General features: G+C 61.8%; 18 protein-coding genes. 12 read left to right on the top strand and 6 right to left on the bottom strand.

Annotated elements, in window-relative coordinates; translation table 11 throughout:
* Positions 1-29 precede the first annotated feature (29 nt).
* The gene (locus NKJ57_RS29300; RefSeq protein WP_352513780.1) at positions 30-554 is read left to right on the top strand and encodes a DUF1697 domain-containing protein; all 525 of its coding nucleotides are present in this window, start codon (positions 30-32) and stop codon (positions 552-554) included.
* A gap of 149 nt (positions 555-703) precedes the next feature.
* Entirely contained in the window at positions 704-1,408 is a 705-nt protein-coding gene (locus tag NKJ57_RS29295) for an outer membrane protein (protein WP_023691203.1), read from the top strand.
* 105 nt (positions 1,409-1,513) lie between these two features.
* Here NKJ57_RS29295 and NKJ57_RS29290 read toward each other — a convergent pair whose 3' ends face one another.
* Entirely contained in the window at positions 1,514-1,807 is a 294-nt protein-coding gene (locus NKJ57_RS29290) for a DUF2218 domain-containing protein (protein WP_023744840.1), read from the bottom strand.
* Positions 1,808-1,940: 133 nt separating this feature from the next.
* Positions 1,941-2,381 carry a VOC family protein gene (locus NKJ57_RS29285; protein ID WP_023681520.1) on the bottom strand — a complete coding sequence of 147 codons (441 nt, stop codon included), beginning with the start codon at positions 2,379-2,381 and terminating at the stop codon, positions 1,941-1,943.
* Between the two features lie 359 nt (positions 2,382-2,740).
* Here NKJ57_RS29285 and NKJ57_RS29280 point away from each other — a divergent pair, with 359 nt between their 5' ends.
* The 6 genes from NKJ57_RS29280 to NKJ57_RS29255 all read left to right on the top strand — a co-directional run bounded on the left by NKJ57_RS29280 (position 2,741) and on the right by NKJ57_RS29255 (position 6,154).
* Positions 2,741-3,337 carry a cold-shock protein gene (locus NKJ57_RS29280; protein ID WP_027050415.1) on the top strand — a complete coding sequence of 199 codons (597 nt, stop codon included), beginning with the start codon at positions 2,741-2,743 and terminating at the stop codon, positions 3,335-3,337.
* A gap of 113 nt (positions 3,338-3,450) precedes the next feature.
* Positions 3,451-4,023: a DUF192 domain-containing protein gene (locus NKJ57_RS29275; protein ID WP_023681518.1), complete on the top strand. Its 573-nt coding sequence runs from the start codon at positions 3,451-3,453 to the stop codon at positions 4,021-4,023.
* 10 nt (positions 4,024-4,033) lie between these two features.
* The gene (locus tag NKJ57_RS29270; protein ID WP_023681517.1) at positions 4,034-4,801 is read left to right on the top strand and encodes an alpha/beta fold hydrolase; all 768 of its coding nucleotides are present in this window, start codon (positions 4,034-4,036) and stop codon (positions 4,799-4,801) included.
* A 56-nt stretch (positions 4,802-4,857) separates the two neighbouring features.
* Positions 4,858-5,229, top strand: coding sequence for a hypothetical protein (locus tag NKJ57_RS29265; protein ID WP_023741428.1), 372 nt, complete (start codon positions 4,858-4,860; stop codon positions 5,227-5,229).
* Between the two features lie 70 nt (positions 5,230-5,299).
* Positions 5,300-5,614: a hypothetical protein gene (locus tag NKJ57_RS29260; protein ID WP_023744842.1), complete on the top strand. Its 315-nt coding sequence runs from the start codon at positions 5,300-5,302 to the stop codon at positions 5,612-5,614.
* 39 nt (positions 5,615-5,653) lie between these two features.
* Positions 5,654-6,154: a GNAT family N-acetyltransferase gene (locus tag NKJ57_RS29255; RefSeq protein ID WP_023691208.1), complete on the top strand. Its 501-nt coding sequence runs from the start codon at positions 5,654-5,656 to the stop codon at positions 6,152-6,154.
* Here NKJ57_RS29255 and NKJ57_RS29250 read toward each other — a convergent pair.
* Positions 6,151-6,765 (bottom strand): HD domain-containing protein, encoded by a 615-nt coding sequence (locus NKJ57_RS29250; RefSeq protein WP_023681513.1) that lies wholly within the window; start codon positions 6,763-6,765, stop codon positions 6,151-6,153. The two genes, NKJ57_RS29255 and NKJ57_RS29250, sit on opposite strands and share 4 nt — an antisense overlap.
* Before the next feature lie 133 nt (positions 6,766-6,898).
* Between NKJ57_RS29250 and cysE the strand changes: the two genes are divergently transcribed.
* The gene (gene cysE, locus NKJ57_RS29245; protein ID WP_023691209.1) at positions 6,899-7,747 is read left to right on the top strand and encodes a serine O-acetyltransferase; all 849 of its coding nucleotides are present in this window, start codon (positions 6,899-6,901) and stop codon (positions 7,745-7,747) included.
* Between the two features lie 256 nt (positions 7,748-8,003).
* Positions 8,004-8,207 carry a DUF3126 family protein gene (locus NKJ57_RS29240; RefSeq protein ID WP_006200852.1) on the top strand — a complete coding sequence of 68 codons (204 nt, stop codon included), beginning with the start codon at positions 8,004-8,006 and terminating at the stop codon, positions 8,205-8,207.
* A gap of 288 nt (positions 8,208-8,495) precedes the next feature.
* Here NKJ57_RS29240 and NKJ57_RS29235 read toward each other — a convergent pair whose 3' ends face one another.
* Positions 8,496-9,221 carry a hypothetical protein gene (locus NKJ57_RS29235; protein ID WP_352513664.1) on the bottom strand — a complete coding sequence of 242 codons (726 nt, stop codon included), beginning with the start codon at positions 9,219-9,221 and terminating at the stop codon, positions 8,496-8,498.
* Positions 9,222-9,331: 110 nt separating this feature from the next.
* Here NKJ57_RS29235 and NKJ57_RS29230 point away from each other — a divergent pair, with 110 nt between their 5' ends.
* Positions 9,332-9,700, top strand: coding sequence for a DUF6949 family protein (locus NKJ57_RS29230; RefSeq protein ID WP_352513665.1), 369 nt, complete (start codon positions 9,332-9,334; stop codon positions 9,698-9,700).
* Between the two features lie 85 nt (positions 9,701-9,785).
* Positions 9,786-10,313: a gamma carbonic anhydrase family protein gene (locus tag NKJ57_RS29225; protein ID WP_352513666.1), complete on the top strand. Its 528-nt coding sequence runs from the start codon at positions 9,786-9,788 to the stop codon at positions 10,311-10,313.
* Between the two features lie 244 nt (positions 10,314-10,557).
* On the opposite strand, the gene NKJ57_RS29220 is transcribed toward NKJ57_RS29225, so the two are convergent.
* Positions 10,558-11,166 (bottom strand): transglutaminase-like cysteine peptidase, encoded by a 609-nt coding sequence (locus tag NKJ57_RS29220; protein ID WP_352513667.1) that lies wholly within the window; start codon positions 11,164-11,166, stop codon positions 10,558-10,560.
* A gap of 288 nt (positions 11,167-11,454) precedes the next feature.
* On the bottom strand, positions 11,455-12,072 hold the full coding sequence (locus tag NKJ57_RS29215) for a PilZ domain-containing protein (RefSeq protein ID WP_023667501.1): 618 nt from the start codon (positions 12,070-12,072) through the stop codon (positions 11,455-11,457).
* Positions 12,073-12,088: the final 16 nt, after the last annotated feature.

Raw genomic sequence — 12,088 nt, 5'->3', positions numbered from 1 at the left:
CGGATCGCCTCTGTCGTCGTGGCGCTCCCATGAAGAACCTGGCCCATAGCGCATCCTTTGATTCGGACGAAAAGTATGCGCCATCAAAGCCTGGGATCAAACAGCTAGGCTTCACCGATGTCGCCAGTTATGTGCAGAGCGGCAATGTCGTGTTCCGGACCAAGAAGGGCGACGCCGCCACGCTGGCGAAACAGATCGAAATGGCGTTCGAGAAAAAATGGGGCTTTCACTCGCGCATCATGGTGCGCGATCTCTCCTGGTTCGAACGGTTGGTGAAGGAGAATCCTTATCCGGAAGTCGCCGGCGATCCGACCAAGCTTCACGCCTACACGCTGGAGCGCCAGCCGACGGCGGACGAGATCGCCAGGCTTGCCGAAAAATGCACCGGCCCGGAAAGCTTCGAGGTCAGGGACGACGTGCTCTACCTCAAGGCGCCGGACGGGCTCGGCAAATCGGTGTTCGCCAATCTCATCCCGCGCGTGCTGAAAGTGCCCGGCACCGCGCGCAACTGGCGGTCGGTGCTGGCGCTGCTGCAGATGGCGCGTTCGCTTTGAATCGCTTAGATCTGCGTTGCGGTTGCGATGCTAATTAAGTCTCGGCTAAACAGTTGTTTTCTGCAACAATTTCCGATTTTCCGGCCTGGGCAGCTTAATGAATATTGCATGTCTGTGCTATGCTCTTTCCGACTGCATTGGGGAGTTTCATGAAACGTCTGCTTCTCGCATCCACTTTCCTGATTTCGGCTTGCGGCGCGACGTTCGCCGCCGACGTGATTGAGACCGTACCGGCAGGGTTTGTCTGGTCGGGTGGCTATGTCGGCATCAACGCCGGCTATGGCTGGGGACGCGGTGACGCGGTCGACCAGACGGATTCCTTCTTCGACGAGGAGCTTGGTCAGACCCATGACGTCGATACCGACGGCTTCCTCGGCGGCGTTCAGGCCGGTTACAACTGGCAGTCTGGAGCATTCGTCTATGGCGTCGAAGCCGATCTGGGCTATCTCGGCCTCGATGGCGACAGGACTATCGTCGAAGAGCCCGACAATTTCGGATCGGCGAAACTGGGCGTCTATGGCGATCTGACGGCACGTCTGGGCTACGCCACCGACAGGCTGGTGATCTACGCCAAGGGCGGCGCGGCGGCGACTCACTACAAATTGAGTTATGGCGATACTTTCGATTTTGACGGGGTGCCCGACCCGGACAGCAGCGCATCGAAGAGCGGAGGCCGCTTCGGCTATACGATCGGTGGCGGTGTCGAATGGGCCTTCGCCGACAAATGGACCACGAAGCTGGAATACCAGTACTTCGACTTCGGTAAGGTCCGTTTGACAGATATCGAGGGCAACGACGCAAAGGTGAAGATCGACGCCCATACGATCAAGATCGGCCTGAACTACAAGTTCTGATCGATCCGTCGTTCCGACGGTTCAGATGGCGTCGCAACCAAGTGACGCCATAACGTCGCCCGGGGCTGGCAGCTTCCGGCGTTCGGCGTTGCGGCTGACAGCAGATCAGGTCGCCGGAGCCTGCTTCCACTCGAAAGTCAGTTCCTCGCGGAAGGCAAAGCGCTTGATGTGATCGGCAACAACGCTCTCCATGCGCTCCAGCGATCCGCTTTCCTCCGTCGACACCGTGATATGCAGCGCTGCCGCATCGGCATCGAGAACCGTGCGGCCGAGCGACAGATCGATGGTGCCGTGGTTTGGATCGAACACGACGGGAAATTTGTGCGCCCAGTGCTTGCACAGCTGCTGCAAATAGCGGCTGGCATATGCGGTGGTGACATCGGCACGGCTGGTCGGCATAAATGAATTCTCCTGGATGAGGCACTGGCTTTGCTTGGCTGGCGCGACAGGCAGGTAAATAGGTGCCGTTGGTCGAAATGGCAAAGGCGGCCGGCTTGTCGGCGCGGCCGCCTCGCTCAAGATGGCGTGATCGCTACCAGGTGCCGGTGTTCGGCATCGATGCCCACGGCTCGGCCTTGGGTTTGGCCGGGCCCTTCTGCAGCAGTTCGAAGGAGATGCCGTCCGGCGACTTGACGAAGGCCATGTTGCCGTCGCGCGGCGGCCGGTTGATGACGACGCCATTGTCCATCAGATGCTGGCAGGTGGCGTAGATGTCGTCGACCTCATAGGCGAGATGGCCGAAATTGCGGCCGCCCTTGTACTCCTCCGGATCCCAATTGTAGGTCAGTTCGATCAGCGGCGCCTTCTCAGTGATGCCGCTTTCTACATCCTCGGAGGCGGCGAGGAAGATCAGCGTGAAGCGGCCCTGCTCGTTTTCGTAGCGGCGCACTTCCTTCAGGCCGAGCTTGTTGCAGTAGAAATCGAGCGAGACATCGACGTCGGCGACACGGACCATTGTGTGGAGGTAGCGCATGGGATTTCCTCGGGGATGTTTGGGTTGCGAGGCAACATAAGGTCCACCCCGTCGGAGGGCAACGAGCATCGGACTGGAAAAGTGATCACCGGTTTTTGGAAAATCAGGTTGCTCTGACAAAAGCGTCCGACCACAAGTGGTTGCCGATTTCGGCAAAATCCGATGCAAATTGCCGACCGGTTGACGGCCTTGACGGATCGCCATTGCAGCCGGCAGCGACGCCGGCAAACAACAAGTCAGCTATTCCTGTATTCAACCGTGAAAAAAGGCACGGCAGGTCTTGCACACCCCGGAAGCGGCGGTGTTAATCTAATGTCAAGAATCACTTGCGGTTTTCTTGAAAAAAAGGGGGCGTTCTTATGGGGGATAAGGCCTCTTTCACGAGGCGGGATGAGAACCTTGACGACGCCCTGAAGCGCGACAGTGGCGGCGATAGCGCCGACCTTGTCGAAATCGCCGGCGCCATCAAATGGTTCGACGTGGCCAAGGGCTACGGTTTCATACTACCCGATGACGGTTCCTCGGGCGACATCCTCCTCCATGTCACCTGCCTTCGAAAGGACGGTTTTCAGACGGCATTGGAGGGCGCGCGTGTCGTGTGCCTTGTCAAGCATGGCGACCGTGGTTTGCAGGCTTTCCGGGTGCTGTCCATGGACACCGCCACCGCGGTCCATCCGGCCGAGATGCAGGAACAGCGCACCCATGTGGCGGTGACGCCGGAAAGCGGGCTCGAGCGGGCGCTGGTTAAGTGGTTCAACCGCACCAAGGGCTTCGGCTTTCTGACGCGCGGCGAGGGCACCGAGGATATCTTCGTCCATATGGAGACGCTGCGCCGCTATGGCATCACCGAGCTCAGGCCCGGACAGGTCGTGCTGGTGCGTTTCGGACGCGGTGACAAGGGCCTCATGGCTGCCGAGATTCACCCTGATATGGGCACCTTGCCGGTCGCGCATTAGGACGCGAGCCTTCCTGAGGAAGTCAGGACGGCGTTTTTCTTGGTTTCACCACGATCTTATCCGAATACCTGAGACCACTTTTAGGGATCATGGTCTTTGGTCGAGGATTTCCAATGGCGTACAGGAACTGGCTGACAGCGGGCGCGCTCTGCGTCATCGTTGCGGTAGCCGCAGGCGCTTACTTCTATTCCGGGCAGCCGACCGCATCCCAGCAGACGATCGCCGGCGGTCAGGCGATGATCCTTCCCGTCGATCCGACACCCTTGGTCGTGGCGACGAAAGGGGGCGATAAATCCTTTTCGATCGAAGTCGCCGACACCGACTCGGAACGCGAGGCCGGCCTGATGTATCGCCAGGATATGGCCGACAATCATGGCATGCTGTTCGTCTTCGAGATGCAGAAGCAGGTCGGCTTCTGGATGCACAACACGCCGATGCCGCTCGACCTGATCTTTGTTGGACAGGACGGCAAGGTCCGGGCCGTCAAGCACGGCACTCCATTGTCCGATGCAGTCATCTCGCCGGGTGTGCCAGTGCGCTTCGTGCTGGAGCTCAAGGCCGGCACCGCCGCCAAAAACGGCATCGACTATGGCGATCTGCTGCGCCATCCGGCCGTCGGCACGGTGTCCGGCCCCGGCATGCCGCCATCGGACAAGGGCAACGCGCCCACGCCCGGCGCCGGCTGAGCCGCTCCCGATGCAATTCTTCTCCCATGACGGGTTCGACTTCGCCTTCCTCGACCGCCAGCCGGCGTCGGGGGCGGGCGATCCGGTGCTGATGATCCACGGCTTTGCCTCCAGCCACTATGTCAACTGGGTATCGCCCGGCTGGTTCAAGACGCTGAACGATGCCGGCTATCGCGCCATCGCCTTCGACAATCGCGGCCACGGCTCGTCGTCGAAAAGCTATGACGAGGCCGACTACACCCCGGCCAAGATGGGCTCGGACGCGGCGGCCCTGCTCGACCATCTTGGCATCGGCCGCGCGCATGTCATGGGCTATTCGATGGGCGCGCGCATCGCGGCGTTCCTGGCACTGTCGGATCCCGACAAGGTGGCGACGCTTGTCTTCGGCGGGCTCGGGATCGGCATGGTCGACGGCGTCGGCGACTGGGATCCGATCGCCGAGGCGCTGCTGGCCAACGATCCGGCCGCCACCAGCCATCCGCGCGGTCGCTCGTTTCGCGCCTTTGCCGATCAGACGCGCAGCGACCGCCGCGCGCTGGCCGCCTGCATCGCCACGTCGCGCGAACTGCTCAGCGAAGACGACATGACGCGCATCGCCCAACCAACGCTGATTGCGGTCGGGACGACAGACGATATCGGCGGCTCGCCCGACGAGCTCGCCGCGCTGATGCCGAACGCCAAGGTGTTTCACATAGACGGCCGCGACCATATGCTGGCTGTGGGCGACAAGACCTTCAAGCAGCGGGTTTTGGAGTTTTATGCCGAAAATCCGCTTTAACCGGTAAGCGATTTTCGGGCGATATGGATTGGGCGGCCGGCGAGGGGTGGCAAACAATGGCACAATGGGGAAGAAGCGCCGACGCTCTGCCGGGCGCCGTCGTGACAAGCAAGTTCGGCAAGCGTTCCGTCATCCTGGCGCTGCTCGCCTTCGGTGCCGGTGTGATGGCGCTGACCACAATGGTGGCGCTTCCGACCCACGCATCCGAGCGTGCCCAGAACATCGCCACGGGTTTCTTCATGGCGGTTTTCCTGCTGGCAGGGCCGTTGGCGCATATTGCCGGATTGATTTTCGGACTGATGGCGCTGGTGCGTTCGAACGATAGCCGCGTGCTTGGGGTCGTCGGCATCCTGCTCAACGGCGGCTCCCTGGCGGTTGGCTTCCTGCTGCTTGTGGCAATGGCATCGACGATAGGCGCTTTCACCTGATCGGGGACGAGTAATGGCCGGATGGGGAAGAAGCACGATAGCAATGCCCGGCGTGGTGGGGCGGAGCAGCTTGGGCAAACGCTCGGTGATCCTGGCCCTGCTGGCGTTCGCAATGGATTTTGCGGCGGTGGTCACGCTGGCGTTGATGCCAGGCGAGGCGTCGCTGGCCGCTCAAAACGTCCTCGGCGGGGTTTTTCTGGTGGTGTTTCTCGTTGCGGCGCCGCTGGCGCACATCACCGGCGTGGTTTTTGGCTTGATGGCACTGGGACGTTCAAACGACAATCATGTCCTCGGCATCATGGGTATCCTCCTCAACGGGCTGTCGTTGGTGATCGGCCTGTTCTTTGTTTGGGCGGCGACCAAGTCCGTTGGCGCCTTCAGGTGATCGATCTTCGTCTGGCTTGCAGCCGGAGGCGGTGCCGCTTTGGTTGAACTTTTCGTCACCTATATGGAAATGCGCCAGGCCGATCTGGCGCCTGCGCGCGCCAACCCGGCGGCAAGTGCCAGGGTTGTGCGTGAGAGGCTGGACCGCGCCGCCTATCTCAGCCTCTACCGCGCTGTCGGCGAGCCGGTGCAGTGGGACCAGCGGCTGCGCATGCCGGCGGAAGAGCTCGAGCGCCTGCTGGCGCTGCCCTCGACATATATCCATGTGCTGCGCGTCGAGGGCGAAGCGGCTGGTCTGTGCGAATTCAACGGCGTCGGCCAGCCTGAGGTCGAGCTGGTTCATTTCGGGCTGGTCCCCGTCTTCCAGGGTCGCAGGCTTGGGCCGTTCCTGCTCGACCAGGCGCTTCGCGCCATCTGGTCGCACGCGCCGCAAGGGGTCTGGCTTCATACCGACACATACGACCATCCGGCTGCGCAATCGGTCTACAGGCGCGCCGGGTTCAAAGCCTATGCGCAGCGCATGGAGACATTTCCGGATTAGGATTTGAGCGTTTCTAGAGACCGCGCCAGGTTTTGCCTGGCCTGGGGCTCGAACCTCTGGCGGAATTCCTGCGTGTGAAAAATATGCTGGCGCGCGAGGAAAGTCTTGAGAATCGCGCCGCGACCGGCGCGCCACATCGGCTCCTCGACCCAGCCATATTCGCGGCGGACCGCTTGTTCATAGGCGTCGAAAGCGTCGGCTGACGCACCCAGGATCGCCAGGTCCATGTCGAGGAAAAGCGCTGCGTCGCGGAGGGCGTTCTCATCGGCAAGGCACCGTGGTTGAAGGCTGGGCAGTTCATGCGTGGCGGTGGCGACGATCATCGCCGCTATGCGGCCGAGGCGCTCCGGATCGGTGCGGGCGGCAAGTTTGTCCTGCGCAAGTGCCGCACTCCTGGCCTCGTTGTCCTTGGCGCGGCTGTCATAGATGGCGTCATGGAACCAGATTGCGGCTTCGACGGCGCCGGAATCATGCAGCGATGCTCGATATTCGTCCGCCAGCGCCAGCAACGCCTCTATATGGGCGAGGTTGTGATAGTGGCGATCCGGAGCTTGATAGAGCGCGGAGAGCGCGCGTTTCAGCGGAGCGTCGATCAAGGGTTCGTTTTCCATGGCGGCTTGAATTTCCGTGAACCAAATCCATTTCACCGAGCACTAAGGAAAATTGAGTTCAATCGTGCTATGATCTGGCTTATATGTGCCGCCGGAGAATAGGCAAGCGGCCAGGACGCAGGACAAGACGTCGATGAACAGCATCAGCATTTCCCGCCCCACAATGGTCCAGCCGATCGATCCGATCTGGCGTTCGGTCCGCGACGAGGCGATGGAAGCGGTCAACCGCGACCCGCTTCTGGCGGCGTTCCTCTATTCGACCATCCTCAACCAGGAGAGCCTGGAGGAAGCTGTCATCCATCGGCTCGCCGAGCGGCTCGCGCATCAGGACATCGGCTCCGACCTCATCCGCCAGACGTTCAAGTCGATGCTGGCCGACGACAAGGAATGGTCGTCGATCGTGCGTGTCGACATCCAGGCCTATTACGACCGCGATCCGGCCTGCGACCGCTTCATCATGCCGGTGCTCTATTTCAAGGGTTTCCATGCGATCCAGACGCACAGGCTGGCACATTGGCTGTGGAATCAGGGCCGCAAGGATTTCGCGCTCTATCTGCAGAGCCGCTCGTCCTCGGTGTTCCAGACCGACATCAACCCGGCCGCCCGCATCGGCAAGGGCATCTTCATCGACCACGCCACCGGCCTCGTCGTGGGCGAGACGGCGGTGATCGAGGACGATGTGTCGATCCTGCACGGCGTGACGCTGGGCGGCACGGGCAAGGCCGGCGGCGACCGCCACCCCAAGATCCGTTACGGCGTACTGATCGGCGCCGGCGCCAAGATTCTCGGCAATATCGAGATCGGCCATTGTTCGAAGATCGCGGCAGGCTCGGTCGTGCTGTCGCCGGTGCCGCACAACAAGACGGTTGCCGGCGTACCGGCCCGCGTCGTCGGCGAGACCGGCTGCGACCAGCCTTCGCGCCAGATGGACCAGCTTTTGCCGTCGCAATCGATGGACCAGGTCGTCAGCTTCGACATCTGATTTGCAACACCCGGCGCGCCGGACTGAAGTCCGGTTGCCGGCGCCGTTGCCTCTGAAGCATGATGCCGAAAAGTGTGAGGCGGTTTTCGGACGACATCATGCTCTACCTCCTTGATTTAGAGGCGGATTTGGATTCGACCTGAAATCATCCGGCCCCAGGGTTCGCGTTCTATCCAGCCGGCTTGCCTTTACATCGCCATTGTCGACGTGCCAGAAGCGCGTTCCAACGAGCAAGCCCGACGATCGGAGAAGACTTTTGAAGCCGGACGAAATCAGAAAGCTGGACGCCTATTTCAAGCGCGTCTTCCAGAATCCCAAACTCGAGGTGAAGGCGCGGCCGCGCAAGGAAGATTCGGCCGAGGTCTATGTCGGCGACGAGTTCCTCGGCATCGTCTTCAAGGACGAGGACGACGGCGACTATAATTTCTCGATGGCGATCCTCGACATCGATCTGGCCTGATCGCGGAACTGGGGATCGGAGTTGCCTATCTCCAACGAAGTGGGGAGATGAAGAGCAAGCCTCGGCGATCCTTCCCACCCCCCTCTGTCCTGCCGGACATCTCCCCCGCAAGGGGGGAGATCGGCAGTTCCTCGGCTCTTCTTCTGCAACCTCGATAATTGGCGAAAGTAGTGATGGGGGCGTAATCTCCCCCCTTGCGGGGGAGATGTCCGGCAGGACAGAGGGGGGTGCTGTCCCGCCAACGTTCGTAACTTCTGCGCCGCTTCGCTTCGCCCGAACAGAGGCAGGCTAGCGCCCCGTCTTCAGGACGCGCGTGGCCTCGGCGACGATAGCGGCGTCAAGCGCCGGCCAGTTGCCCAGCAACTCCCGGGGAAAGCGGTAGGTCAGGCTGAGGCTGTCGCCGACCTGGATGTCGCGCTCGCAGGGCGCCAGCGATTCCTCGGCGCTCGGTCCGCTCAGGCAGCGGGCGACGAACGGGTCCTTGCCGGCCCGGCCGGCGACCGCGAGCACCTCGTTGAGATAGCCTGATTTTTCCGTAAAACCGTAAATCGTCGTGCCGCCGGGGCCGGGCGCGCCGGGCTGGCTTATGAGCGCGCTATAGATCGGCACGAAACGGCCGCTCATGTCGCGCGACATCATCTGCGGTTCGAACGACAGGAAGATGATGTTCTTGGCCGTGCCCGTGTGGTTGAAATCCTCGCGTGCGGCTTCGCTGTAGCCGTCCATCTGGGGATAGCGCAGATAAAGGTCGAGGCGCGAAGCGATGCCGTCGCGCCGCGCCTGCAGGAAGCGGATGGCGTTGGCCGGCACGGCAATGACATTGTTGCCAATCACCACCCTGTGGACTGTGGTGTCGTCGGTGTAGCCGGCCATGGCGATCGAGCGGCCGAACCATTTTCCGCCAAGGCTGATCGCCAGCGACAGCAGCGCCAGTGCGGCAAAGGCATAGAACACCCGCTTCATCAGCACGGAATCGACGACGTTGAACCCTTCGGCGGTCGCTGCCTGCTTCATCGCAATCCCCATCGTCGCCGCCGTCTGTCCCTGGGCGGCACACATGCCGTGGCACGGCTCTTGCTGCGCTGGACGCGACTGTGCGATCTCATGGTAAACGGAAGGTAAAGATGAGCCTGCTGCTGCCCGTTCTCTTCGCTTCTGCCGTCGGCCTCACTGCCTGCGGGCTTACCGGGTCCGTGATGGAACTGGCGGCGGGCCGCCGGCTTGCCTTTGCCGAGCCTTATGTGTCGCCGGCGTACATCCTGCGCTCGCTGGCCGCGACCGCTTGCGCCGGTCCGTTCATGCTCGCCAACGATGCGCTCGATGCGCGGCGCGAAGGCCGTATTTCGATGCTGATGCTGGTGTCCTGCGGCTGCACGGTGATCGCCTGGGCGCTGGCGCTGGGCATCGTGCTGATCGCCATTGCCTCCTGGGGCATTGGCTCTCCTGGTGCGCTTCAGCTTTCGGTGGAATCGCTGGCGCGGTATTTGCCTTGAGGCAATTGCGGGGGAAAACCGGCACGCGGTTTTCCTCGGATTGTTCTAGGGTTTGTCCCGGCCTGCGACGAATCGGAGACTGCAAATGCCGACCTATGCAATCGACGGAAAAGCGCCCCGCTTCGAGGATGCCGGCAGCAACTGGATTGCGCCCGATGCGACCTTGATCGGCGACATCAGCGTCGGCCGCAATGCCGGCTTCTGGTTTGGCGCAGTCATCCGCGGCGACAACGAGGCGATCGTCGTCGGTGCCGACAGCAATGTCCAGGAACACACGGTGATGCACACCGATCCCGGTTTTCCCCTGAGGATCGGGCAGGGCTGCACGATCGGCCACCGCGCCTTGCTGCATGGCTGCACGATCGGCGACAACAGCCTGATCGGCATGGGCGCCATCGTGCTCAACGGCGCCAGGATCGGCAGGAATTGCCTGGTCGGCGCCGGCGCACTGGTCACCGAAGGCAAGGAGTTCCCCGACAATTGCCTGATCGTCGGCTCCCCCGCGCGGGTGATCAGGACGCTGGACGATGCCGCGGTCGCCAAGCTGCGCGCCTCGGCCGCGCAATATGTCGCCAACGGCAAGCGCTTCAAGGCCGGGCTGAAAGAGGCCTGAACTCTATTCCTGTTTGACGATGATCTTTTCCGAACGGCAGGTCAGCGCAGAAAAAATCGTTTCTCGCTTTCGCTGACGCGGTCCTCCGGTTCGGGATCATGGTCCAGAAATGGTGGAGCCGGCCCGGGGACGGGGCCGGCTCCTTAAAACCCGGTCGTTGGGGACGGGGAGGGTGGGGACTCGACCGGGCTTTCTCGTTAGGCACGTCGCATTATTCGATGTGCTTGACCTCTGTGATGGCGTCCTAGCGGACGCTGGCAACCGCGTCGGCGCGACCGTCGTTGATCGTCACCCACACGCCGGAATTCTGGTCGGACTGGCGCTTCAGGTATGTATAGTCGGTGTCGGTCCAGGACAGCACCTTGGACTCCAGATTGTCGAGGATGAACTCGCCGAGGCTGGTGCGCACGGTCAGCACCGCGTGGCCGTCGCCATTTTGTTGGCGCGCCACGGTCATCAAGAGATTGCCGGCGGGAACGCCGAGCGCCATCAATTCGCGGCGCTTCTCCAGCGCATAGTCCTCGCAGTCGCCGAAGCCGCTGTCGGGATAGGACCAGACCTCTTCCTTACCCCAAATTTCCATATCGGTGCGCGGCACGATCCGGGTGTTGACCGAATTGTTGACGTCGACGATCGCCGCCCACAGCTTGCGGGTCAGTTCGACCGGTGCCTGCTTCGGCGTGCGCTGAGCGCACTCCTGCGGCAGCTTCTGGCAGAATTCGTAGTGACCGACCGGCTGTGTCGTGCGGCCGCCAGTGTGCATGTAGGCCGGTCCTGCTGCTTGCGCCGTTCCCCAAGCGGAAAGCTGCATCGCCATTGCCAAGAGCAACAGCTTGCCCCAAATCTTCGCCATTGGTCAGTCTCCCCGTTTGAGGAGACAATGACAGCGCTGGATTTATTTGACGCAAAAACCCGAAGTAGACATTGAGTAAAAGCTCAATAGAATACGCGTAAAATTTGACCTATTTTAATATAAAATCGTTCAGGTCTCGGCGTAAAACCGCGGTGTCGGGGCGCGGATTTCCGGGTGGAGCCGTGGATTTGCTGCGTGCCGCTACAAGCTGGAGAGGCAGGCGGAACGCCGGCAACAAAAAACCGGCCGCGCAGGGCCGGTTCGTTTTTGCTGCCTGTTGCCGATCGTTCAGGCGCGCGGGGCGTTGAACTCGGAATCGAGCGTTTCCGGGCGCTGGATGACGGCGAATTCGATGGCGACGCCATCCTCGAAATGACGCACCACCTGGCCACGCATGGTGCCCAGCATGACCTGGATGCCGAGCGCCGGCTTGACGTCGATCTCGACCGCCGCGCCCGACAGCGACAGGTCGATGATGCGGCACTGATACTGGCGCCCGTCGGTGAGTTGCAGGACGCTTGTCGGGTTGCGCGGCGCCACGCGTTCGTGGCGACGGTCTTCCGGCAGGTCGAGTTCATGCTTGTTGGCGAGCCAGGTCAACTGCGCGGCAAGCTTGTCCTTCTTGCGATCCGAGGCAATGACGGTCATGGCGAAGCCGTCCTGCGAGGTGCGCGTCACCACGCCCTCGATGCGGCCGATATGATCGATATAGGCAATGATTTTTTCGCCCGGCATGCCGACGCGCTCGGTGCGCAACGCGACATTGCCCGGCGACATGTCGACGACCTGGCAAGGGTGCTCGGTGCGGTCCTCCAGCATGAAGCGCCCGTAGATCTTGACCCGGACGCGCTGAAAGTTACGCCTTTCGGCGCGGGACGGTGCGTATTCGACCGCCGCTGACCTCATGACTGCCTACACCCCG

It is taken from the genome of Mesorhizobium sp. M0077 (assembly GCF_040322955.1).
Lineage (GTDB): Bacteria > Pseudomonadota > Alphaproteobacteria > Rhizobiales > Rhizobiaceae > Mesorhizobium.
The sequence above is the reverse complement of the archived record's forward strand: the minus strand, read 5'-3'. Positions and strand labels throughout refer to the sequence as shown.

Bases quoted from the DNA above. Each gene is read 5' to 3' on its own strand.
- NKJ57_RS29300 (WP_352513780.1), top strand. From the start codon at position 30: ATGAAGAACCTGGCCCATAGCGCATCCTTTGATTCGGACGAAAAGTAT.
- NKJ57_RS29295 (WP_023691203.1), top strand. From the start codon at position 704: ATGAAACGTCTGCTTCTCGCATCCACTTTCCTGATTTCGGCTTGCGGC.
- NKJ57_RS29290 (WP_023744840.1), bottom strand. From the start codon at position 1,807: ATGCCGACCAGCCGTGCCGATGTCACCACCGCATATGCCAGCCGCTAT.
- NKJ57_RS29285 (WP_023681520.1), bottom strand. From the start codon at position 2,381: ATGCGCTACCTCCACACAATGGTCCGTGTCGCCGACGTCGATGTCTCG.
- NKJ57_RS29280 (WP_027050415.1), top strand. From the start codon at position 2,741: ATGGGGGATAAGGCCTCTTTCACGAGGCGGGATGAGAACCTTGACGAC.
- NKJ57_RS29275 (WP_023681518.1), top strand. From the start codon at position 3,451: ATGGCGTACAGGAACTGGCTGACAGCGGGCGCGCTCTGCGTCATCGTT.
- NKJ57_RS29270 (WP_023681517.1), top strand. From the start codon at position 4,034: ATGCAATTCTTCTCCCATGACGGGTTCGACTTCGCCTTCCTCGACCGC.
- NKJ57_RS29265 (WP_023741428.1), top strand. From the start codon at position 4,858: ATGGCACAATGGGGAAGAAGCGCCGACGCTCTGCCGGGCGCCGTCGTG.
- NKJ57_RS29250 (WP_023681513.1), bottom strand. From the start codon at position 6,765: ATGGAAAACGAACCCTTGATCGACGCTCCGCTGAAACGCGCGCTCTCC.
- cysE (WP_023691209.1), top strand. From the start codon at position 6,899: ATGAACAGCATCAGCATTTCCCGCCCCACAATGGTCCAGCCGATCGAT.
- NKJ57_RS29235 (WP_352513664.1), bottom strand. From the start codon at position 9,221: ATGAAGCAGGCAGCGACCGCCGAAGGGTTCAACGTCGTCGATTCCGTG.
- NKJ57_RS29230 (WP_352513665.1), top strand. From the start codon at position 9,332: ATGAGCCTGCTGCTGCCCGTTCTCTTCGCTTCTGCCGTCGGCCTCACT.
- NKJ57_RS29225 (WP_352513666.1), top strand. From the start codon at position 9,786: ATGCCGACCTATGCAATCGACGGAAAAGCGCCCCGCTTCGAGGATGCC.
- NKJ57_RS29220 (WP_352513667.1), bottom strand. From the start codon at position 11,166: ATGGCGAAGATTTGGGGCAAGCTGTTGCTCTTGGCAATGGCGATGCAG.
- NKJ57_RS29215 (WP_023667501.1), bottom strand. From the start codon at position 12,072: ATGAGGTCAGCGGCGGTCGAATACGCACCGTCCCGCGCCGAAAGGCGT.